Annotated in this window: 19 protein-coding genes; 13 read left to right on the plus strand and 6 right to left on the minus strand. The window is 59.9% G+C overall.

Annotated elements, in window-relative coordinates:
• Nucleotides 1–142: 142 nt before the first annotated feature.
• Nucleotides 143–1,543 (minus strand): MFS transporter, encoded by a 1,401-nt coding sequence (locus ACYVIS_RS19570; RefSeq protein WP_232741694.1) that lies wholly within the window; start codon nt 1,541–1,543, stop codon nt 143–145.
• Nucleotides 1,544–1,697: 154 nt separating this feature from the next.
• Between ACYVIS_RS19570 and ACYVIS_RS19575 the strand changes: the two genes are divergently transcribed.
• Entirely contained in the window at nt 1,698–2,630 is a 933-nt protein-coding gene (locus ACYVIS_RS19575; RefSeq protein ID WP_232741695.1) for a LysR family transcriptional regulator, read from the plus strand.
• 82 nt (nt 2,631–2,712) lie between these two features.
• Here ACYVIS_RS19575 and ACYVIS_RS19580 read toward each other — a convergent pair whose 3' ends face one another.
• The gene (locus tag ACYVIS_RS19580) at nt 2,713–4,578 is read right to left on the minus strand and encodes a sigma-54-dependent Fis family transcriptional regulator (RefSeq protein WP_460874846.1); all 1,866 of its coding nucleotides are present in this window, start codon (nt 4,576–4,578) and stop codon (nt 2,713–2,715) included.
• Nucleotides 4,579–4,918: 340 nt separating this feature from the next.
• Here ACYVIS_RS19580 and exaC point away from each other — a divergent pair, with 340 nt between their 5' ends.
• The 6 genes from exaC (at nt 4,919) to ACYVIS_RS19610 (ending at nt 11,500) form a co-directional block, all read left to right on the plus strand.
• On the plus strand, nt 4,919–6,445 hold the full coding sequence (gene exaC, locus ACYVIS_RS19585; protein ID WP_232741697.1) for an acetaldehyde dehydrogenase ExaC: 1,527 nt from the start codon (nt 4,919–4,921) through the stop codon (nt 6,443–6,445).
• A 334-nt stretch (nt 6,446–6,779) separates the two neighbouring features.
• The gene (locus tag ACYVIS_RS19590; RefSeq protein ID WP_460874847.1) at nt 6,780–7,718 is read left to right on the plus strand and encodes a LysR family transcriptional regulator; all 939 of its coding nucleotides are present in this window, start codon (nt 6,780–6,782) and stop codon (nt 7,716–7,718) included.
• A 128-nt stretch (nt 7,719–7,846) separates the two neighbouring features.
• Nucleotides 7,847–9,037, plus strand: a complete 1,191-nt coding sequence (locus ACYVIS_RS19595; RefSeq protein WP_460874848.1) for a CaiB/BaiF CoA transferase family protein — start codon at nt 7,847–7,849, stop codon at nt 9,035–9,037.
• 22 nt (nt 9,038–9,059) lie between these two features.
• The gene (locus ACYVIS_RS19600; protein WP_460874849.1) at nt 9,060–10,010 is read left to right on the plus strand and encodes a hydroxymethylglutaryl-CoA lyase; all 951 of its coding nucleotides are present in this window, start codon (nt 9,060–9,062) and stop codon (nt 10,008–10,010) included.
• Nucleotides 10,011–10,028: 18 nt separating this feature from the next.
• Complete coding sequence (locus ACYVIS_RS19605) at nt 10,029–10,409, plus strand: VOC family protein (protein ID WP_232741701.1); 381 nt, start codon at nt 10,029–10,031, stop codon at nt 10,407–10,409.
• Nucleotides 10,410–10,528: 119 nt separating this feature from the next.
• Nucleotides 10,529–11,500, plus strand: coding sequence for a Bug family tripartite tricarboxylate transporter substrate binding protein (locus ACYVIS_RS19610; RefSeq protein WP_460874850.1), 972 nt, complete (start codon nt 10,529–10,531; stop codon nt 11,498–11,500).
• A gap of 189 nt (nt 11,501–11,689) precedes the next feature.
• Here ACYVIS_RS19610 and ACYVIS_RS19615 read toward each other — a convergent pair whose 3' ends face one another.
• Nucleotides 11,690–12,442: a sulfite exporter TauE/SafE family protein gene (locus tag ACYVIS_RS19615; RefSeq protein ID WP_232744713.1), complete on the minus strand. Its 753-nt coding sequence runs from the start codon at nt 12,440–12,442 to the stop codon at nt 11,690–11,692.
• Between the two features lie 87 nt (nt 12,443–12,529).
• Here ACYVIS_RS19615 and ACYVIS_RS19620 point away from each other — a divergent pair, with 87 nt between their 5' ends.
• The 5 genes from ACYVIS_RS19620 (at nt 12,530) to ACYVIS_RS19640 (ending at nt 17,607) form a co-directional block, all read left to right on the plus strand.
• Nucleotides 12,530–13,423, plus strand: coding sequence for a LysR substrate-binding domain-containing protein (locus ACYVIS_RS19620; RefSeq protein ID WP_460874856.1), 894 nt, complete (start codon nt 12,530–12,532; stop codon nt 13,421–13,423).
• Nucleotides 13,424–13,493: 70 nt separating this feature from the next.
• Nucleotides 13,494–14,195, plus strand: coding sequence for a GntR family transcriptional regulator (locus tag ACYVIS_RS19625; protein ID WP_232741703.1), 702 nt, complete (start codon nt 13,494–13,496; stop codon nt 14,193–14,195).
• A 48-nt stretch (nt 14,196–14,243) separates the two neighbouring features.
• Nucleotides 14,244–15,224 carry a Bug family tripartite tricarboxylate transporter substrate binding protein gene (locus ACYVIS_RS19630; protein WP_460874851.1) on the plus strand — a complete coding sequence of 327 codons (981 nt, stop codon included), beginning with the start codon at nt 14,244–14,246 and terminating at the stop codon, nt 15,222–15,224.
• A 32-nt stretch (nt 15,225–15,256) separates the two neighbouring features.
• Nucleotides 15,257–16,627, plus strand: a complete 1,371-nt coding sequence (locus ACYVIS_RS19635) for an MmgE/PrpD family protein (protein ID WP_460874852.1) — start codon at nt 15,257–15,259, stop codon at nt 16,625–16,627.
• Nucleotides 16,624–17,607 carry a D-2-hydroxyacid dehydrogenase family protein gene (locus ACYVIS_RS19640; RefSeq protein WP_460874853.1) on the plus strand — a complete coding sequence of 328 codons (984 nt, stop codon included), beginning with the start codon at nt 16,624–16,626 and terminating at the stop codon, nt 17,605–17,607. Before ACYVIS_RS19635 ends, ACYVIS_RS19640 begins: the two co-directional genes overlap by 4 nt.
• Here the strand turns inward: ACYVIS_RS19640 and ACYVIS_RS19645 are convergent.
• Entirely contained in the window at nt 17,520–18,536 is a 1,017-nt protein-coding gene (locus ACYVIS_RS19645; protein ID WP_460874854.1) for a LysR family transcriptional regulator, read from the minus strand. The two genes, ACYVIS_RS19640 and ACYVIS_RS19645, sit on opposite strands and share 88 nt — an antisense overlap.
• 164 nt (nt 18,537–18,700) lie before the next feature.
• On the opposite strand from ACYVIS_RS19645, the gene ACYVIS_RS19650 reads away from it, so the two are divergent.
• The gene (locus tag ACYVIS_RS19650; RefSeq protein WP_232741707.1) at nt 18,701–19,453 is read left to right on the plus strand and encodes an SDR family NAD(P)-dependent oxidoreductase; all 753 of its coding nucleotides are present in this window, start codon (nt 18,701–18,703) and stop codon (nt 19,451–19,453) included.
• On the opposite strand, the gene ACYVIS_RS19655 is transcribed toward ACYVIS_RS19650, so the two are convergent.
• The gene (locus ACYVIS_RS19655; protein ID WP_232741708.1) at nt 19,447–19,698 is read right to left on the minus strand and encodes a diguanylate cyclase; all 252 of its coding nucleotides are present in this window, start codon (nt 19,696–19,698) and stop codon (nt 19,447–19,449) included. The two genes, ACYVIS_RS19650 and ACYVIS_RS19655, sit on opposite strands and share 7 nt — an antisense overlap.
• Nucleotides 19,699–19,882: 184 nt before the next feature.
• Nucleotides 19,883–20,773 (minus strand): LysR family transcriptional regulator, encoded by an 891-nt coding sequence (locus ACYVIS_RS19660; RefSeq protein ID WP_232741709.1) that lies wholly within the window; start codon nt 20,771–20,773, stop codon nt 19,883–19,885.
• Nucleotides 20,774–20,818: the final 45 nt, after the last annotated feature.

Raw genomic sequence — 20,818 nt, forward strand, 5'->3', positions numbered from 1 at the left:
GACTCTTCTAACGGCATCAATAGATTCAAGCATTTACGCCAATCTGGCCAATCCACAAGGGTTGGCGTGTTGCTTTTCCGGCCTCGTGATTGCACGGCAACAAACACGAAGCTGGCTGTTGCATTTATTGGCCTGCTCTGCCCTACGATGCCAGACGATAAGGAATTCTCCGCAACCGGCTCAGGCTAAGCACAACGGCCACCGCCGTCGCCGCCACCGCAATCCACATGCTTACCTGCACCGCTTGCCGTTCCAGGGCTGGAGCGCCACCCTGCGCAATCACGGCCAGCAGCACACCCACCAGCGCCGCCCCCAGACATTGGCCAAACGTACGCATGATGGCCAGCACCCCCGAGGCATAGCCGCTGTTCTCACGCGACACGTTCGACAGCATTTCACGGTTATTGGGGCTTTGAAAACAGCCGAAACCGACCCCGCACAGAAAACAGCGCACGCCTATCTCCCAAACCTCCGGCTGCCGAGGCAACAAGGCGAGCGAAACCAGGCCCGCCACCAACGCGAACAAGCCGACAGTGGAGATCATGGCGGGTGAATACTTGTCGGCAAGTCGCCCGGCATGAGAGGCGACCAGCACAATACCTACCGGCCATGGCGTAAACAACAGCGCTGTTTCAAACGCGCTGTAGCCGTATACGTTCTGGAACAGGAACGGCAGCGCCACAAAGGTAATGCCCTGCCCCACGAATGACGCCATTGAGGTCAACGCCGCCAGTGAAAACCGGGTTGACGTAAAGATAACAGGAGGCAGAAGGGGTTGCCTGGCATGGCGCAAGCGCCACACAAACCCCACGCCGGCCACCAACGCGATCAGGGCATACCAGCCGTCGCCCGGCATCGTTGCGTGATTGGCGGCCATGATCAACGCCCCCACCAGCACGGCGGACAGCAATGCCCCGGGGGTGTCGAAAGGCTCGCGCACAGCCGCTGTACGCAGGGGAAGGGCCTTCATGGCAATCACCAGCGCAATCACACCGGGAACAATGTTCAAGGCGAACAGCCACTGCCAGCCCCAGGTGTCGAGCAGTGTGCCGCCAACAATCGGGGCAATGGCCGTGCTGGCGGCGATCAGCAACGCGTTCAAGCCCAGAACCCGACCCAGCAGGCGGCCGGGAAACACCGACCGGAGAATGGCCGGCCCAATGCTGACCACGGCCGCCCCACCCACGCCCTGCAATACCCGCATGGCAATCAGCGCAAACGCATCGGACGCCAGCGCACAGCCCGCAGACGCCACGGTGAACAACGCAAGGCCAAACAGGAACAGCGGTCGAAACCCGAAGCGGCTGGCCAGCGCCGCGAAAATGGCCAATGTCATGGCCACCGACAGCAGATAACCATTGGCAAACCACACTGCCACAGCCGGTGAAACCTGCAGCGCACCGGCCATCTTCGGCAACGCAATATTGATCACGGACCCATCGAACACCACCATGACGGTAGCGGTCATCAGTGCCGCCATGACGGCGGCACGCTCACGGCCCGGCAGCCCTTCGTCGCCAGGCTTGTCTGTAAATAACTCCATGGAATCGCACCTCATTGTCGTTTAATTCATTGAAGAAATATAATCGCGGCAAGAACAAGGCGGAAGACGCACCAATTGCACTCATATATTGCATGGCACGCATGCATATTGTTTTGTCACGACACGGTTTTCACAACAACAAGGCGCGATACGTATGTCCGAACCTGATTTCAACCTGCTGATGGCGCTTGATGTGCTGCTTGCCGAAGGCAGTGTGGCCGGCGCGGCGAGGCGCGCCGGCCTGAGCACCTCGGCGATGAGCCGCACGCTTGGCCGACTGCGTGAAGTAACCGGCGACCCCTTGCTGGTGCGGGCAGGGCGCCACATGGTTCTGACCCCTTATGCGCAGGCAATCCGTGAGCGAACCCGCAATGCGGTCCTCGAAGCCCGGGCACTGCTGCAGCCCGCGGTTTCCGAACTGAATTTATCCTCTCTGGATCGTGTTTTTGCCATACGGGCCAACGAAGGGTTTGTCGAGGCGTTCGGTCCTATGCTGATTGCCGCTGTGGCCAGCGTGGCGCCACGCGTATGTTTGCGCTTCGCGCCCAAAATAGAAAAGAATTCCCGCTATCTTCGTGAAGGGCTGGTCGACCTGGAAATCGGTGTGGTCAGCGACATGGGGCCGGAAATCCGCCTTCAGGCGTTGTTTCGAGATCATTTCGTCGGCGTGGTCAGAGCCGGCCACCCCCTGCTGTCCGAGCCGGTAATCACCGCCGAGCATTATGTCTCGTACGGCCATGTGGTCGCCTCGCGCCGAGGGCTTTCTCATGGCCCGGTCGACGACGCGCTGGCCGAAATGGGCTTGGCCCGCAAGGTGGCCAGTGTAGTGCCCGGGTTTCCAGCGGCACTGGCGGTGGCGATGGCGTCGGACTTGATCGCACTGCTTCCCGCTTCGTATCTGCCCAATCAATCCGCAGGCAGGCAAAGAGCAGCGGGGTTTCAGACGTTTGATCTTCCCTTTCCGGCTGAGACCATCACGATTTCACAAATGTGGCACCCGCGCCTGGAAGTGGAACCGGCACACCGCTGGTTGCGGCAACTGGTACGGCGGGTTTGTCGGGAACAAGTCATTCCCGGGGAAGACTAGACGTTTCGGTCCGTTCCGCCTGAAAGAGTGCAGTTTCAAGAAAACCGCATCGCTCGTATCGTCCTGCTGCGTTATTTACCCTTCAGCGGCCTGAAGGCGCGCCATGATCGCGGGCTTTCAGGCGCCGGTGCAAGGTGCTGCGATGTATGCCCAACTTGCGCGCCGCAAGACTGATGTTGCCCTGGCAGGCTTGCAGCGCCGCGTCGATGGCGGACTGCTCGAGATCGCACAGGCGGGGGCTTGCGGGTGTTCCGGGCATGGAGGGCGCTGGCGCGCGGGCATCGATGGCAGACAGCGGGAGCGGTCGCGCCGCACGGATCTCGGCAGGCAGCATGTGCGAATCGATCGGCTCCTGGTCTGGATACAGGCACAGCAGCCGACGCATGACGCTGTGCATTTCCCGGTAGTTGCCGGGCCACGCATAACGACCGAGCGCGACGAGCGCATCGGGGGTGTAGCGGCCCCCTTTCAGCATGAAGCTGCGTTGCAGGAACTGCGCCAGGTCGTCGCGCTCGCGCAGCGGCGGCAGGCACACCTGCAGGTCTTGCAAACGGTAATACAGATCGGCGCGGAACGTGCCGTGGTCCACCATGGCCTTGAGGTCGCGGTTACTGGCACTGATCAGGCCGAATTCCAGTGGGATGCTTTTTTCCGACCCGAGAGGCTGAACTTCGCGTTCCTGCAGCACGCGCAACAGCCGCGTCTGCAAGCCGAGCGGCATGTCGCCGATCTCGTCCAGGAACAGGACGCCCTTGTGCGCCTGGCGCAGCAGGCCGCGCGCGCCTTCCCGCCGGGCTCCCGTAAAGGCCCCGCTTTCGTAACCGAACAGTTCCGACTCGACCAGGCTCTCGGGCAACGCGCCGCAATTGATGGCGATAAAACGGCCACCGCGCCAGATGGATTGCGTGTGGACGCGGCGCGCCAGGACTTCCTTGCCGGTTCCGGTTTCGCCTTGCAGCAGCAGCGCCAGCCCCGCATTGGCGGCGCGCACGGCCTGCTCCAGCCGCACGCACAGGGCCGGATCGAATTCGGGCGTGCTGTCGATGCCGCCTGCAGGCGTTGGCCGGACAGCCACGGGATGGAGGCGGGGCCCCGGCGCATGCAATGTTCCCACCAAAGGCTTGCCGTCACGGCTGCGCAGCGCACCGGTCGAGGTTCCCTGCGACAGTCCGCCATCGATCCATTGTTCGAGGGGGCTGCCGATCAGGCACCAATCGGTATCCAGCAGTTGCAGCGCGGCGGGATTGGCTCCCGCAATGCGCCGCGCGTCGTCGATCAGAAGAATGGCTTGCCCGACACCGTCGAGCCGCGTGGGATCGGCCTGGAATACCAGCCGCCGCAGCGGTGTGTCGTGCAGAATGCGATTGCCGATCAGACTGGCATACATCTGTACCAGGCCCAGCGCGTAGCCTTGCGTTTCTTCGGCAGGGCCTGAAAGGTCGAGTACGCCGAGGATGCCGCCGGTGCCGGAGAAAACCGGAGCGGCATGGCAACTGAGTATGCGGTTGCTGGGCAGGAAGTGCTCGGCACCGTGCACACGCACGGCCCGACCGTCGTGCAGGGCCGTGCCGACCGCATTGGTGCCGCGCATGGATTCCGCCCAGCTTACGCCGGGCTGCAGGGCGACGCGGCGCGCCTTGCCGAGGAAGGTCTTGTTGCCGCTTTCCTGCAGGATGAGGCCGCTGGGATCGGCCAGCAAGACCACGCTGTGGGCGGCCTCGGCCAGGGATTCGAGCACGGCGATCTCGGGCCGGGCCAGTTCCAGCAGGCGGTGTTGCGACTCGCGCCGCACATTGAGGTCGGCCAACGACAGCGGAGCGGGGTCGCGCAACAGCGCGGGATCGAGGTCGGCGCAGCGTTCCCAGGAACGCTGGATATACGAGGCGAGACCGTGGCCGACGGTGGCGGCGGTTCGGGCTGACACATGTAGCGATGGCGGCATGGACATAGTATTCCCCATGTTGCGGATTGCGTCGCAGCGGTGTCGCAAGCTGCGTGGCAGGGTGTCGCAAAATGCGACAGGCCATTGTTTCCATTGCGTTTTACAGAGCCAGTATGCCATGTATGCCGGCCCTTTGAAAGGCATTCCCGAGCCCTGTAGGGCACCGGATCGGCGGCCAGCGCACCCTGGGCCAAAGCCGCGCCGAGGTCGGCGGAGAAATCCGCAGCGCGCCTCTGCGGTCGCTGCAAAATCGCGCTGGCATGCTTGTTGCTTCATGCCATGGTGAGGCCCTGCATCGCTGGCGCAATCCCGCCGGCCTCTTCCCTTATCAAAATGGAGACACATCATGGACATGACCGACCTCAAGCATTTTGGCATCGACGTTCGCTTTCCCTACAAGAACCATTATGAGAACTACATAGGCGGGCGCTGGGTGGCGCCCGTTGCCGGCAACTATTTCGAGAATATCTCCCCCATCAGCGGCAAGCCGTTTTGCGAAGTGGCGCGCTCCGATGCCGCGGACATCGACCTGGCGCTGGACGCGGCGCACGCGGCACGCCGCGCATGGGGCGAAACCTCGGCGACCGAGCGTTCCGGGGTATTGCTGCGCATGGCCGACCGCATGGAGCAGAATCTGGATCTGCTGGCCGTGGCTGAAACCATAGACAACGGCAAGCCGCTGCGCGAGACCATGGCGGCGGACCTGCCCCTGGCCATCGACCATCTGCGCTATTTCGCCGGATGCATTCGCGCCCAGGAAGGCGGGATATCCGAGATCGACAAGGACACGGTGGCCTATCACTTCCACGAACCCCTGGGCGTGGTCGGCCAGATCATTCCCTGGAATTTCCCCCTGCTGATGGCTGCCTGGAAGCTGGGGCCGGCACTGGCCGCGGGCAACTGCGTGGTCCTCAAGCCGGCGGAGCAAACGCCGGCGTCCATCCTGGTGCTCATGGAAATCGTCGGCGATCTTCTTCCGCCCGGAGTCCTAAACATCGTCAATGGCTACGGCAAGGAAGCGGGCGCGGCGCTGGCATCGAGCACGCGCATCGCCAAGATCGCGTTCACGGGTTCCACGCCCACCGGCAAGCACATCCTGCATGCCGCCGCCGACAATCTGATTCCCAGCACGGTGGAGCTCGGCGGCAAGAGCCCCAATGTCTTCTTTGAAGACGTCATGGACCGGGACGACGCATTTCTGGACAAGGCGCTCGAAGGCCTGAGCATGTTCGCGCTCAACCAGGGCGAAGTCTGCACCTGCCCCTCGCGCATCCTGGTTCAGGAATCCATTTATGAGCAATTCATCGCGCGCGCCGTCAAGCGGGTGGAAAGCATGAAAACCGGCCATCCGCTGGACAGCGGCACCATGGTCGGCGCCCAGGTATCCAAAGCGCAGCTCGACAAGATCCTGGGCTATATCGACATCGGCAGGGACGAAGGCGCGCGCTGCCTGACCGGGGGCGCACGCAACTCGCTCGGCCAGGGACTGGACGAGGGCTTCTACATCAAGCCGACGCTACTCTTCGGCCAGAACAATATGCGCGTGTTCCAGGAAGAAATCTTCGGCCCCGTGGCCTCGGTCATGACCTTCAAGGACGAGGAAGAGGCGGTGGCCATCGCCAATGACACCTACTACGGCCTGGGCGCGGGGGTATGGACCCGCGACGGTTCGCGCGCCTACCGCGTGGGCCGCCAGATACAGGCCGGCCGCGTCTGGACCAACTGCTATCACCTGTATCCGGCGCACGCCGCCTTCGGTGGCTACAAGCAATCGGGCATCGGCCGGGAAAACCACAAGATGGCGCTCAATGCCTATCAGCAGACCAAATGCCTGCTGGTCAGCTACAGCCCCAATGCCTTGGGGTTCTTCTAACGGGAGTTCGGCTCCTTCAGCCGGCAGCAGCAGATTCAAGCATCTACGCCAATTCTGAAGAATTGGCGTTTTACTTTCCTGGCTCTGTGCAAGCACTTTGTGGACATTTTTGATCCATGAATCGCTCGACCATCTCTTGCGGCTTCGCATTCCCATGCGTACTTCCCAGCCATGATTAAAGCTACGTTGATCAACGATTTGCCTCGCACCGAAAAGCCGCTTTGATGGTATTCGAAGCCATATTTTGGAGCCTCATTAAAAATTGGAGCCTTCGATTCCTGGTTAAAGTGACGAAGAAAGCTCTTTTTCCAATTTTTTATGGGGCTCCCAACTGATGGTCAATCTAATTCATTTCGATATCCAATCCTTGCGATTTTTTTTATATGCAGCTCAGGCAGGCAGCCTTACCAAGGCCGCCGAACGCTCACACATGACTACGTCGGCACTGAGCAAGCGCATTTCCGAGCTGGAAAAAGCCATAGGCTGCCCCTTGTTCGTGCGCCTGCCGCGCGGCCTGGCACTGACGCCGGCAGGCCAGAACTTGACGGAACATGTGCAGAGTCTGTTGAATGGCGTCAATCGCATGGCCTTGGACATGAATGACTACGCGCTGGGCATGCGCGGCCACGTGCGCATCTGGGCCAATACATCGGCCATCATCCAGTTCCTGCCCATCGATCTTGCCGCCCTTATGGAACAACACCCGGGCATCCGCATCATTCTCGAAGAAAAAGTCAGTGAAGAGGCGGTCAACGCGGTTGCCCATGGCATTGCGGATATCGGCATCTTTGCTGGCTACGTATCTTCCCTTTCCCTTGAAAAACGGCTATATCGGCGCGATCAGCTCGTCGTGCTGGTCCCGCCAAATCATCCCCTGGCGAAGCGGGACACCGTCGATTTCGCCGACACGCTGGACTATGATTTCGTGGGCCTGAATGAAGGCAGTTCCCTGTTGAGCCGAATGCACAGCGCGGCCGCCGCCCTGGAACGAGTTCTCAAGTTGCGTGTCCAGGTCGCCAGCTTCGATGCCATATGCCGCATGATCGAAGCCGGGCTGGGCATAGGCGTGCTGCCGCGCGGCTCGGTCCGTCAGGAAATACTGGGGGCGGGGCTGCGCGCCATACCGCTTTCGGACGGCTGGGCCTCGCGCAGCTTGTGGCTGGGTGTCCGAAACGTCAAGGAACTACCCCCCGAAGCCTTGCATGTCCTGAACTTTCTGGCGCAGCGTCATGCAAACGTTCAACCGGAGCCGCAGACAGATGCGCCGGAATGACTCGAAGCGCGGAATGTCGATGCTGACACAGCTTTAACCATTTGGAAAAGGTCCAGGAAAAATCCGCAATTCCCAGATCCTCCGCATGCGTTCAGAATATACCCATAACTTACGGATAAATTCGCACTATGCTCAAACCTTTAAGCGGAATTCGCGTACTCGAACTCGGTCAGCTCATAGCCGGCCCGTTCGCCGCCAAGATACTGGGCGAATTCGGCGCTGAAATCATCAAGATCGAGCCGCCCAAGACCGGCGACCCCCTGCGCAAATGGCGCCTGCTGCATGACGACACCTCGGTCTGGTGGGAAGTCCAGTCGCGCAACAAGCAATCGGTTACCCTGGACCTGCGTCAGCCCGAAGGCCAGGACGTCGTGCGCAAACTGGCCAAGACCACCGATATCCTGATCGAGAACTTCCGCCCCGGCACCCTGGAAAACTGGGGCCTGGGCTGGGAAGCGCTGCATGCCATCAATCCGGGGCTGATCATGCTGCGCGTCTCGGGCTACGGGCAGACCGGCCCCTATCGCGATCGGCCCGGCTTTGGCGTCGTGGGCGAGGCCATGGGCGGCCTGCGCCACCTTAGCGGCGAACCCGGCCGGCCACCCGTGCGCGTCGGAGTCTCCATCGGCGATTCGCTATCGGCCCTGCATGGCGTCATTGGCGCGCTGCTTGCGCTGCGCCATCGCGAGCAGAATGGGGGCGAAGGCCAATCCATCGATGTCGCCCTGTACGAGTCGGTATTCAACATGATGGAAAGCCTGCTGCCGGAATACTCGGTCTTCAACGCCATTCGACAGCCCGCGGGCAGCAGCCTGCCGGGCATCACACCCAGCAACGCCTACGTATGCGCCGATGGGAAATACGCTCTGGTGGCCGGCAATGGCGACAGCATTTTCAAGCGTCTGATGACAGTCATCGATCGCAACGATATGGCGGAAAACCCGGCCTACGCCCAGAACGACGGGCGCGCGCAGCATGCGCAGGCCATCGACGCCGCCATCGAAGCCTGGACTCGAACGCATACCCTGGAGGAAGTTCTGGAGCGCCTGCACGAGGCGCGCATCCCCGCCGGGCGCATCTACGACATTGCCGATATTTGCGCGGATCCGCACTACCAGGCACGCGACATGATCCTCGAGAGCCGGCTCGATGACGGCACGCCGGTCAAGCTGCCCGGCATCGTTCCCAAACTCAGTGCCACTCCCGGCACGGTCGAGCGCAAAGCCCCCAAACTCGGGCAGGACACCGAACGCGTGCTGACGGCGCTGGGCATTGACGCCGACACGCAACGCGACTGGACCAGCCGCGGCATTATCTGAACCCCACCGCCGCGAGGCCGCCATGCAGAAAACCCGTCTCTACCTACACGAAGTCGCCACACGCGACGGATTCCAGAACGAAGGCGTATTCATTCCCACCGACGAAAAAGTGGCATTGATCGACGCGCTGGGCGATTGCGGCTACGCCAAGATCGAGGCCACTTCGTTTACCTCGCCGCGCGCCATACCGGCCTTGCGCGACGCCGAAGAAGTCATGCACCGCATCGTGCGCAAGCCCGGCGTCGAATACACCGTGCTGGTGCCCAATGTGCGCGGCGCCGAACGCGCCCTGTCCTGCGGCGTGGATGAAATCAACCTGGTCATGTCGGTCAGCGAAACCCACAATCGCGCCAACCTGCGCATGACACGCGACGCCTCCTTCGAGCAATTGAAAGCCGTGGCCGATAGTGTCAAAGGCAGCGAGGTGGCCATCAATGTGTCGCTGTCGACGGTGTTCGGCTGCCCGATGGAAGGCGATATCGAAGCCGACGAGGTATTGTCGTGGGTGGACCGCTACGCGCGCCTGGATGTGCGCGGCATTACGCTTTGCGACACCACCGGCATGGCTTATCCCTCGCAGGTGGAAGCCCTGCTGAAAGACGTCAAAGCACGCTTCCCGTCATTGATGTTGACGGCCCATTTCCACAATACCAGGGGCCTGGGGCTGGCCAATGTGCTGGCGGCCATCAACGCCGGCATCGACCGCTTCGACGCGTCGCTGGGCGGCCTGGGCGGCTGCCCCTATGCGCCCGGCGCTTCAGGGAATATATGCACCGAGGAACTGGTGCACATGCTGGAACTGATGGGCTACGACACCGGCGTATCGCTGCAACACTGCCTTGCCTGCAGCGCCGAACTGCCGCGCCTGGTCGGGCATGATATTCCCAGCCAGATACTGAAGGCGGGGCCGCGCCTGGCCTTGCATCCGGCCCCGGATTACGTGCACGACCTGGAAAAGCCGCAAGTGCGTTGAACCGCTTTGGAGCATTTCATGATTGACCACCTGGACCACATCGTTCTGACCTGTGCCGATGCAGACGCCTGCAAGGACTTTTACACCCGCGTCATGGGCATGACACTGGAAGTCTTTGGCGCGGGCCGGCTGGCCTTCAAGTTCGGCAATCAGAAAATCAACCTTCATGTACAGGGGCGCGAATTTGAGCCCAAGGCTCATCGGCCCATGCCAGGGGCGCTTGATCTGTGCCTGATTGCATCGATACCCCTGGACGAGGTCATGGCCCATTTAAGGATTGAAAATTGGCCAATTATTGAAGGGCCAGTCATGCGTACCGGCGCAATTCAAAAAATCCGCTCCATTTATGTTCGCGATCCGGATTTGAATCTGATCGAAATTTCAGAGCCCTTCCCCTAAGCCGTATTTACCCATTTTTGTTTTATCCGATGCTTTGCAAGAGACAAGGCAATGGAGACTTTACGCCTTTTAAAGGCTGCAACCCCCAGGCGGTACCCATTACAACATCAGGAGACTTTATGAAAACACGCTTGTATAAACTCGGCATGTGCGTCGGCTTTGCGCTAATAGGATCCAGCGCACATGCCGGGTCCTATCCCGACCGTCCTATTACCTTGATTGTTCCATCCGCGCCTGGCGGTACAACCGACGTGTCCGCACGCGCCGTTGCCCAGAACCTGGCAAAAATCCTTGGCCAGCCTGTTGTCGTCGAAAACAAGCCTGGAGCAAGCGGGAACATAGGAAATGCCTTCGTGAGTCGCGCCAAGCCCGACGGCTATACTTTATTGCTGTCGTACTCGGGCTATCACACAGGCAACCCGGCTCTTTTCAAAACCTTGACGTGGGACCCGGTCAAAGACTTCACCCCTATCGCCGAAGTATCCACCGCCCCACACGTTATCGTTGTGCCCAACACACTCAAGGTTTCAACCTTGAAGGACTTCCTGGCCCTGGCAAAATCGGAACCGGGCAAACTGAATTATGCATCGTCGGGCGCGGGTTCGATTCAACACTTGGGCACCGAACAGCTCAAGCAACTGACCGGAATAAACATGCTCCATGTACCCTACAAGGGCGCCGGCCCCGCCATGCAGGATCTGCTTGCCGGGCAAGTCCAGTTATTCATTACCACTCCTCCGTCTGTCATAGGGCAGATCAAGGCCGGACGCGTGAAGGCCCTGGCGATTGCGAGCGACACCCGCCACCCCATGCTGCCGGACGTGCCGACAACGGCCGAGGCAGGCCTGCCCAATTACAAGCTCGAAGCCTGGTTCTCGGTATTCGGACCCGCCCATATGCCTGCGGATGTCACGGCGATCCTGACCAAAGCGCTAAAAAAGGTCGTTGCCGACAAGAGTTACCAGGCCAATATGGAATCGCAAGGAGCCTATGCCAAGTATCTGCCGCCCGATCAGTTGGAGGCAGAGGTCAAATCGGATATCAAGCATTGGCAGCAAGTGATCAAAACGGCGGGCATCAAGCCTTTGTAAGCCATCTGATCTCGGTGCGGGAGATGCATACGGCAAGAAATGTCCGCGCGAGTTCCGCGACCGCCCGATCCAGGCGCCGGCCGCGGGCAGTCCTGGCAAAGCCAGGACCGGACGAGGCGAGCTCCACCCCGCCTGGGCCGCCACCCCCGCGCCTTAAGAACAAGGACGAACAGCAATAAGAGCCACATCTTACGCAAAATAAGCCCGCGCAAAAAATGCCACAGTGATTCCCGTGGAAAGCAGCAATGTCCCGGCCCGGATGGCCCACGACGGAGCACGACGGCCGATTTGCGCGCCACCATAGCCGCCGACCATAGCGGCAAGCAGCATGACCAGGGTTTCCGGCCACCGGACCGCGCGAGCCGCGATGAATGTCAGCACCGCTATCGTGTTGGCTGCGCTGACCAGCAGCGTGCGCGGCGCATTCAGGCTTTTCAGGTCGCGGCTGTCGAGCAGACCCCAGACGGCCATCATCATGATGCCGACGGCGCCGCCGAAATAACCGCCATAAACGCCCAGGCAAAACTGAATGACCAGAACGACCGAAGGCCTGATTCGCCAGCGGCGCCGCAAGCATTCACCCAGGCGGCGCCCGAAGGCCAGCGCCAGCGTGGCAATCAACAAGAGCCAGGGAAGCACCGTGTCGAAGGTTTTCGACGGCGTCCACAACAGCAGGATCGCCCCGATCACGCCTCCCACCAGGGTTGTAAACATCAAGGGCCGCAGCGACACCGCACCGACCGGCCCCAGCCCATCGCGATAGGCCCAGGCGCTGGCGATACCTCCTGGAAACAGCGCGACCGTGCTCGAAGCATTCGCCTGAACCGATGGCACTCCAACAGCAATCAGGGCGGGAAGGCTGACAAACGAGCCGCCTCCGGCCAGGGCATTCATTGCGCCAGCCAGCAAACCCGCGCCAGAAACTATCAGGAAGTCGTTCATGGCATCGATCATAGACAAGGCCCTGGCTGTGCACAATCTGGCATTTCCGGTGCTAGACTTCGTCTAAACCGAAGAAAGAGATTGATCTTGCGTTTTGACCTGACCGATATGCGTCTATTCCTGGCTGTGGTCGAACACGGCAGCCTGACCCGCGGCGCCCAGGCGATGAACCTTGCCCTGGCTTCCGCAAGCGAGCGCATTTCAGGCATGGAGGCGGTGCTCGGCGCTCCTCTTTTGGAGCGGACCCGGCGCGGGGTACACACCACAAGCGTCGGAGACGCCCTGTTGCGCCATGCCCGCATTATCGTAGGGCAGGTCGAACAGATGCGCGGCGAACTGCGCTCCTATGCGACAGGCCTCAAGGGCCGCATCAAACTAATGTCGAACACCGCGGCACTGGCCGCTTTTTTGCCGCAGCAGATCTGCCGCTTCCTCGCGCAATATCCCGACCTTTCGATTGATCTCGACGAACGGCCCAGCACCGAGATCGCCGTGGCGATCGCCGAAGGAAAGACGGACCTGGGAATCGTGGCGGATATTGCCGACCTGGCCGCGCTGCAGACCCGCCTCATCGCCCAGGATCATCTCGTCGTTGCAACAAGCATGGCGCACCGGATTGCCGGCCAGCCATCCGCAGCCTTTGCGGACATCGTGGGCGAGGCCTTTGTCGGCCTGTCGGATGCGGCGCTGGAAACCCATTTGGGAGAACGCGCCACCCGTTTGGGCCGCCAGATACAGTACCGTGTCAAGCTCAGAACAGTGGAGAATGTGGGCATGCTGGTGAAGGCCGGGGTGGGAATCGCCATTTTGCCGGAAGCCTCCGCGGCCGCGTTGCGCCAAGCGGGCCTGGTGATAGTGCCACTGCACGAACCCTGGGCATCCAGGGCACTGCATCTGTGCGCCCGCGATTTTTCCGCGCTGACACCTCACGCCAGCTTGCTCGCGCAGCAACTCACTGAATCGGGCGTGGGGCCACGTTAAAGTTCTCGCCTCTTTATTTTTTCGTAGAATCGTATACAATTCTACGAAATCCAAGCGCTGAGAGAACAAAATGGACTGGCTATTCAACGAAGTTGCCGATACCGAATTTGAAGAAATCAGGAACACGTCGCTGGGCAAGCTGGTGCGCGATCAGTTGCTCAGCCAGATTCTGTCAGGCGTTTTCCTGCCCGGCCAGGCACTGAGGGAATCGGACCTGGTCGACCGCCTGAAGGTTTCGCGTGCGCCGGTACGCGAAGCACTGCGCGAACTGGAAAGCTCGGGCCTGGTGGTGTCGAAAAAGCATTCGGGCGTTTATGTGCGCGAACTCAGCAACAGCGAAGTCCGGGATCTTTACGACTTTCGCGCCCTGCTCGACAGTCATGCGGGCCTGGTCGTTTCGCAACTGCCTACCGAACGCCGGCACGAATTGGTCAAGGAGCTCGAAGCCAGGACCGAAGCCATGGATGCCGCCAACCAGGAAAAGAATTCGCAGGCCTATTACCGCGAAAACTTGCGGTTCCACTGGCTGTTCATCGAATACGCCGGCAACCGGGAAATCGCCAAGACCTACCGCGAAGTCATCCAGAAACTGCACTTGTCGCGGCTGAAGAACCTGTCTACGGAATCGTACCGGGAAATGTCCATTGCCGAGCACAAGCAAATCGTCAAGGCAATCTACGATTCCAAAACCATTGCGCATGCCAATTACTGCGCAGAACTGCTAAGCCACCATGTCATCAATGCCTACGACAGGCTTTCGACTCTGGCCTAATCAATCCCATTATTTTTATAACATCCACCGACTCAGGAGACTATCAGCATGAGTATGAATCGCCGTTCCTTTTTGTTGAGCAGCGCCGCAGTAATGAGCTTGCCCCGCCTGTCTTTCGCCGCCTCGAAATACCCTAATCACGCACTGACCTACGTCGTACCGGTCGCCCCCGGAGGCGGCAGCGATTATGTAGGGCGCACGGTCACTCACGAATGGGGCAAGGAACTGGGTGAAACCTTTATCGTAGAAAACCAGGGCGGCGGCGGCGGAATCATCGCCTGCCAGAAAGTGGCGCGCGCCGAGCCCAACGGCTATACCCTGATGCAAGGCTATGTGGCCACCCTGGCCACCAGCCCGGCAACACGAAAAGTTCCCTACGACCCCATGCGCGACTTCACGCAGATCGGCATGATAGGCGGCACGCCCAACGTGCTGGTCGTCAATGCCAAATTGCCGATCAAGAACTTCCAGGATTTCGTCGCCTATGCAAAAGAACACGGCGACCGCGTCAGCTATGGCTCGGCCGGCGTCGGCTCCCTTACCCATCTCCTGATGGAACTGCTGAAGCAGCAACTGGGCTCGAAAATGGTCCACATCAGCTACAAAGGGATTTCCCCGGCATTCACCGATCTGATTTCCGGCCAGACCCAGGCCATGTTTCCCGGCCTCGCCGCGTCGGTTCCTCATCTGAAATCGGGAAGCGTCCGGGCGATTGCCATCACCGGCAAAACACGCAATCCGGGCTTTAAAGACATACCGACTCTGGAAGAGCTGGGCATCAAGGGATTCGAAGATACCCTGCAATGGTATGGCGTATCGGGCCCGGCAGGCATCGATGGCGGCATTGTAAAAATACTGAACGACAGCCTGAATAAAGTGCTGGCCGTGCCCGATCTTGCCAAAAAACTGGATGTCGAAGCGATTATTCCGATGCCCATGTCCGCGGCGGAATTCGCCGATTACGCGAAACGCGACCTCGATCGCTGGACGCGCCTGGCCAAACAACAACACATTACCTTGAACTCCTGATCGTCTTAACCCCCTAAAGTGAAGTGACATTTATGGCTCGCAATACCCAGGTCCATGCCGACCTAAACGCCCCTCCCATCACCAGCCTATTGGCTGAATATATTGTCAAGCATCCCTCGCGCGGCTGGGGAGACGAAGTTGAGCACGAGGCGCATCGTACATTCATGAACTGGCTGGGCTGCGCAATCGGGGCAGCCCATCATGAAGCCGCCCAGGCTGCGCTCCAGGCAATTCAGGTACTCGAACCTTCGGCGCAGGCAAGCATCCTGGGCCGAAAGGAAAAAGTCGATATCGGCAGCGCGGCGTTGATCAACGGCATCACTTCACACACTTTCGATTTTGACGACACTCATTTAAAAACAATCATCCACCCGGCCGGGCCGGTGTGTTCCGCCCTGGTTGCATTGGCCGAACATACCGGCGCCAGCGGCCGCCAACTGATCGACGCACTGGTCATCGGCATCGACGTTTCGTGCCGCGCGGGCAATATGATGTACCCGGACCACTACGATCGCGGCTGGCATATTACCGGCACGACCGGTGTATTGGGTTCGGCGGCAGCCTGCGCCCGACTGCTGGGCCTGGACGTCGAACAAACCATCATGGCCCTGGGTATCGCAGCGTCGCAGCCCATAGGCCTGCGGGAACAGTTCGGCACCATGACCAAGCCTTTCCACCCGGGCGCCGCCGCCCAGGCCGGGCTGATGTCCGCCCTGCTGGCCCGCGCCGGCTTCACATCCAGCCGTCGCGCCCTCGAGGCGCCGCGAGGCTTTGCCCAGGTTGTATCGGAAAAACACGATTGGAACGAAATTACCGACGAGCTTGGCAAACGCTTCGAAATTTCCTTCAACGCGTACAAGCCATTTGCCTGCGGCATTGTGATACATCCCAGTATCGATGCCTGCGTCCAGCTGCGTGCGAAAGGCGTTACCCCTGACAATCTGCTTCGCATCGACCTGAAAGTGCATTCCCTGGTACTTGAACTGACGGGCAAGAAAGAACCGGCCGATGGCCTGCAAGGCAAGTTCAGCGTTTACCACGGCTGCGCCGCCGGCCTGATCTTCGGCCAGGCTTCCGAACATGAATACGCCGACAGCATCGTCGCGCGTCCCGATGTCGTCGATGTGCGCCGCAAGGTCGTGGCGACCGTCGACAACAACATCAACGAAGCCAGTGTCGATGCTGTTGCCACATTGAAGGACGGCAGCACGGTGCACGTGTACGTCGAGCATGCCATAGGATCCTTGCAGCACCCGATGACAGACCTCGATCTCGAGAAAAAATTCCGCGGCATGTCCGACGAAATCATCGGAGCCGAACAAACAGGGCAATTGCTGGCCGAATGCTGGAATCTGGCCGCGGCTCCGAACGTCAAACGACTTGTCGAGCTCTCGCGACCGTGAACAGGCCCCTCATCGTCGTCCTGGATGACTGGGAAAACGGCCTGCGCCGTCTGGTGGACTGGTCCGCCATCGAACAGCAGGCCGAGGTTGTCATCCATAACCGCAAACTGTCGGGCGCCGCCCTGCTGGACGCATTGCGGCCCGCGCAATGCGTGGTGCTGATGCGCGACAGAACCCCGATAAACAAGGATATGCTCAAGCTTTTACCGACATTGCGCCACATTGTCTTTACCGGAACGCGCAATAAGAAGCTCGACCTCGAAGCGGCAGCCGAGCGGAACATCCAGGTCAGCCACACCGACTGGGGCCCGTCCAAGGCCAGCACCTGCGAAATGACCTGGACATTGATTCTGGCCGCAATGAAACAGTTGCCGAAAATCATGCTGTCCTCGTCGCGGCTGACATGGCGCGATGCCGACAGCGCCGACGCACTGCCTGGAGTCCTGCACGGGCAACGCCTGGGCCTGATAGGACTGGGCCAGATCGGCCAGCGCGTTGCGGCAGTGGGCAAGGCCCTGGGTATGGATGTCGCGACCTGGAGTCCGAACATGACTCCTGAGCGCGCGCTGGAACACGGGGTCACGGCCCTAGGCCTGGAAGAGTTGCTGGCGACCTCCGCGGTGGTCAGCCTGCATTTGGTGCCGGCCGGCGCCACACACCATCTGCTGAACCAGGAACGCCTGCGCCTGATGCAGCCGGGCAGCCTGCTGGTCAATACATCCAGGGCCGAATTGATCGATACGCCCGCCTTGATCGAAGCCTTGAAAGAGGGTCGGCCGGGTTTCGCCGCAATAGATGTGTTCGACACCGAACCCATCGAACCCGCCAACGAGTTGCTCGGCCTGCCCAATGTGCTGCTGACCCCTCATTACGGATTTGTCAGCGAGCCCGTTTACCGTAAATTTGCCGAAGGCGTACGCGAGAGCCTGCGGTCCTGGCTGGCCGGGGGCTCCGTGCTGCCTTCATCCGCACCGGTTTGACGCAAGCCTGCCCGGCGCTTTATTTCATCGACCAGCACCATCGCCGCGGCAGGCAGCACATACCCTTTGCGCGTCACCAGTTCATAAGGCTCGGTGCGGGCCTTGATGGTGATGGGCAGTATTTTCAAGATACCCTTTTCGGCAAAAAACTCGGCCGTTTCCTTTGATACCAGCGCCACCAGATTGGGATCCTCGTTCAGCATCAATACGGTCACAAACGTGGACGATGCTTCTACCGGATACAAAGGCATATCCAGGCCTTCTTCCATGAGCTCTCTTTCCAGCAGCCGCCTTACCGGCATGCGATTCGGAAAGAGAACCCAGCGGCAAGCGCTGAGGTCCGACAGATGGGATACCTTCTTGTGCGCCAGGGAATGATTGGGGCCTGCCACGACCGAAATTTTCTCGTCGCCCAATTCCATCCGGTCGAATATGTCGCGGTTGGTCAAGACCGCCGTTCTGCAAATGGCAATGTCCAGCAGCCCTTCGCCCAGCTCCGCCAGCAGGTTCGCACTGGTGCCTTCTTTGACCTTTACCGTCAGTTTCTTGTGCGCCCGCCTTACATTGGTAATAGCGCCGGTCAGCAGGGAAGGAAAGGCTCCCGCGACGGCCCCCACGGAAATGACGCTGCCCTGGCCGGCGTTGATGGCATGGATTTCCGCCGACATCTGATCGAGTTCGGCATACAGGATATACGCATAGCGAATCACGCACTGGCCGACGGCCGTGGCCTCGACTCCCCGGGCGGATCGGTCGAACAGGGCCGCGCCCAGCGCCGATTCTATTTCCTGCAGGGCTTTCGTTATGCCGGGCTGGGTCATGGACAAAAAATCGGCCGCCCGATGCATGGAGCCCAGCTCATCGAGGGCGATAAGGACTTTCATATGCCGGAAACGGAGCCTGGCGACAATCGATTCTATATTTTTCATAGGGCCTATTCAGGTGATAACGAACAGTTATCTATAGATCGAATATTGTCACTATTCGAGCCCCGGGCTGTCTAGTTAAATTTGGCAAGCGCGCATGGCGGCGCGCTGCCAGTGTCCTGTGCCACCATCCACCTACCGAGTGATTTTTCTGCACCGAGGAAAAAATGAATCAATATGACTTTCAAAATCGTGTCGCCATCGTTACCGGCGGAGCGCAAGGCATAGGGCTTGCCATTACCCAGGCGCTGCTTAAAGGCGGAGCCGAGGTCGCCATCTGGGACATCAACCCCGCCGAATTGGCCATTGCCGAAAAAGACCTGGCCCACCTGGGCCGGGTAGCGACCATGCAGGTCGACGTCGCCGATCCGGACAGCGTAAAAAGGGCCGCCGCGGCAACCAAGAAGACATTTGGAAAATTCGATATCGCCGTCAATAGCGCCGGCATTGCCGGGGTCAACGCGACCGTCGCCGAGTATCCCGAAGCCGAGTGGAACCGGGTCATCGATGTGAACCTGAATGGCACATTCTATGTAGGCAAGGCGGTTCTGCCCGAAATGATCGCCAACAACTATGGCCGCATCGTCAATATCGCGTCGATCGCCGGCAAGGAGGGAAACCCGAACGCGGGCGCATACAGCGCTTCCAAGGCAGGGGTCATCGGGCTGACGAAGTCCATGGGAAAAGAAACCGCAAGCCATGACATCAGTGTCAACGCGATTACCCCGGCAGCGGCCAAGACCCGGATTTTCGACCAGATCACCCAGCAGCATATCGACTACATGCTCTCCAAGATTCCACGCAACCGGTTCGTACTGACGAGCGAAATCGCGTCCATGGTCGCCTGGCTGGTGTCTGAAGACAATTCCTTCACGACGGGCGCCGTGTTCGACTTATCGGGCGGCCGCGCCACTTACTGACGCGGGCCCGCCTTGGCTGCCACGACATCCACATTCCGCGCCAACGCCACGAATTCGTCCCCTCCCCAGCGCCCGAGGCTGTCTATATCACGGAACGTCCGGGCAGCATACGCTGCCAGTGCTTTCAGGGCCTGATCACCGGCGCCGTGCCCGAATTCATCGTTGATGGCCTTGAACCGGTCGATGTCAAACATCACAAGCGCAAACGTGCCCCCATGGTTCGCGCAGTGGGTGAGTTCACTCATGATCAGCACCGCCGACACGAAATGCAGCTGCAAGGTGTTAAAGGGGCCACTTAAGCACTTTATGTTTTACGGCACACTTGACACCCGCCATCGTAATATTTAGTAAAACTGTTATATGCGATTTTTAGCGGAGCCGTAAAGCCATGACAACATGGAACCAAACTGGCGGCCCGGGTACAGCGAGTCAGGATATCGATTCGTTGTAATTCTTGTACTCGATCGAAGCCGCTTCCAGAAAGGCCTGTATCAGGCCGACCTTGGGCGACGATCTGGACCAGATCAGGCCGAAACGCCTGGGCTCCCTGTAGCCTTCCAGTTCGATGGCCGTGAGGCTCAGTTGCGGCCCGAGAAGATTGGCCGCCATAGGCACTATGGCCACGCCCAGATCCAGATTCACCATCAGTGCAATGGACTCGAGACTGTTCAGCTCGAAGCGCTCCACCGGCGTTATATTCGCTTCCTTCAGATAGGCGCTGATCATCTGCCCGGTCCAGCTATTGCGTTCATAACGGATAAAGGGCTGGCGGCGCAACAGCTCGCGCGCGGGCTTGCCGGCATGCCTGGACGACGCCAGCAGCACAAAAGGCTCCACACGCAGCAGGTGCCAGTTCAGGGTCTTGGGCAATGCATAGGGCGCCTGCGTGGCAATGGCAATGTCGAGCTCCTTGTTTTCGACCGCCGGGTAGAAATCGGCCGAATAACCCGGATTGATCAGCACATTCACCAGCGGATACTTGTTGATCAGCCTGGCCAGGACATGGGGAACGACGCTGTGCAGGGACGTGTTGCCGGCCCCCAGCCGAAGTTCGCCGCGCACGACATCGGACTTGGCGATCGACATCAATTCATCGATATTGCCCAGTATTTCCCTGGCTTTTTCCAGAATCCGGCTACCGGCTTCCGTCAAATGCACGGTATGGCCGGCCCGGGTCACGAGCGCAATATTCAGCTCGCTTTCCAGCGCCCGGATCTGCTGCGCCACGGCGCCATGAGTCAGATTCAGGCGACGGCCCGCCTCGGCCATGGAGCCGTATCGATGAACAAGCACAAAAGTAGTGAGGAATCGGGTATTCATAACGATAGAAAATATATCGTTTGATCGGATATTTCAAGCTACTTT

This window comes from Paralcaligenes ginsengisoli (assembly GCF_054781135.1).

Coding starts and splice junctions, on each gene's coding strand:
- ACYVIS_RS19580 (WP_460874846.1), bottom strand. CDS start 4,578: ATGTCCATGCCGCCATCGCTACATGTGTCAGCCCGAACCGCCGCCACC.
- ACYVIS_RS19595 (WP_460874848.1), top strand. CDS start 7,847: ATGCTCAAACCTTTAAGCGGAATTCGCGTACTCGAACTCGGTCAGCTC.
- ACYVIS_RS19650 (WP_232741707.1), top strand. CDS start 18,701: ATGAATCAATATGACTTTCAAAATCGTGTCGCCATCGTTACCGGCGGA.
- ACYVIS_RS19615 (WP_232744713.1), bottom strand. CDS start 12,442: ATGAACGACTTCCTGATAGTTTCTGGCGCGGGTTTGCTGGCTGGCGCA.
- ACYVIS_RS19660 (WP_232741709.1), bottom strand. CDS start 20,773: ATGAATACCCGATTCCTCACTACTTTTGTGCTTGTTCATCGATACGGC.
- ACYVIS_RS19610 (WP_460874850.1), top strand. CDS start 10,529: ATGAAAACACGCTTGTATAAACTCGGCATGTGCGTCGGCTTTGCGCTA.
- ACYVIS_RS19645 (WP_460874854.1), bottom strand. CDS start 18,536: ATGAAAAATATAGAATCGATTGTCGCCAGGCTCCGTTTCCGGCATATG.
- ACYVIS_RS19630 (WP_460874851.1), top strand. CDS start 14,244: ATGAGTATGAATCGCCGTTCCTTTTTGTTGAGCAGCGCCGCAGTAATG.
- ACYVIS_RS19635 (WP_460874852.1), top strand. CDS start 15,257: ATGGCTCGCAATACCCAGGTCCATGCCGACCTAAACGCCCCTCCCATC.
- ACYVIS_RS19655 (WP_232741708.1), bottom strand. CDS start 19,698: ATGAGTGAACTCACCCACTGCGCGAACCATGGGGGCACGTTTGCGCTT.
- ACYVIS_RS19605 (WP_232741701.1), top strand. CDS start 10,029: ATGATTGACCACCTGGACCACATCGTTCTGACCTGTGCCGATGCAGAC.
- ACYVIS_RS19570 (WP_232741694.1), bottom strand. CDS start 1,543: ATGGAGTTATTTACAGACAAGCCTGGCGACGAAGGGCTGCCGGGCCGT.
- ACYVIS_RS19590 (WP_460874847.1), top strand. CDS start 6,780: ATGGTCAATCTAATTCATTTCGATATCCAATCCTTGCGATTTTTTTTA.
- exaC (WP_232741697.1), top strand. CDS start 4,919: ATGGACATGACCGACCTCAAGCATTTTGGCATCGACGTTCGCTTTCCC.
- ACYVIS_RS19600 (WP_460874849.1), top strand. CDS start 9,060: ATGCAGAAAACCCGTCTCTACCTACACGAAGTCGCCACACGCGACGGA.
- ACYVIS_RS19625 (WP_232741703.1), top strand. CDS start 13,494: ATGGACTGGCTATTCAACGAAGTTGCCGATACCGAATTTGAAGAAATC.
- ACYVIS_RS19575 (WP_232741695.1), top strand. CDS start 1,698: ATGTCCGAACCTGATTTCAACCTGCTGATGGCGCTTGATGTGCTGCTT.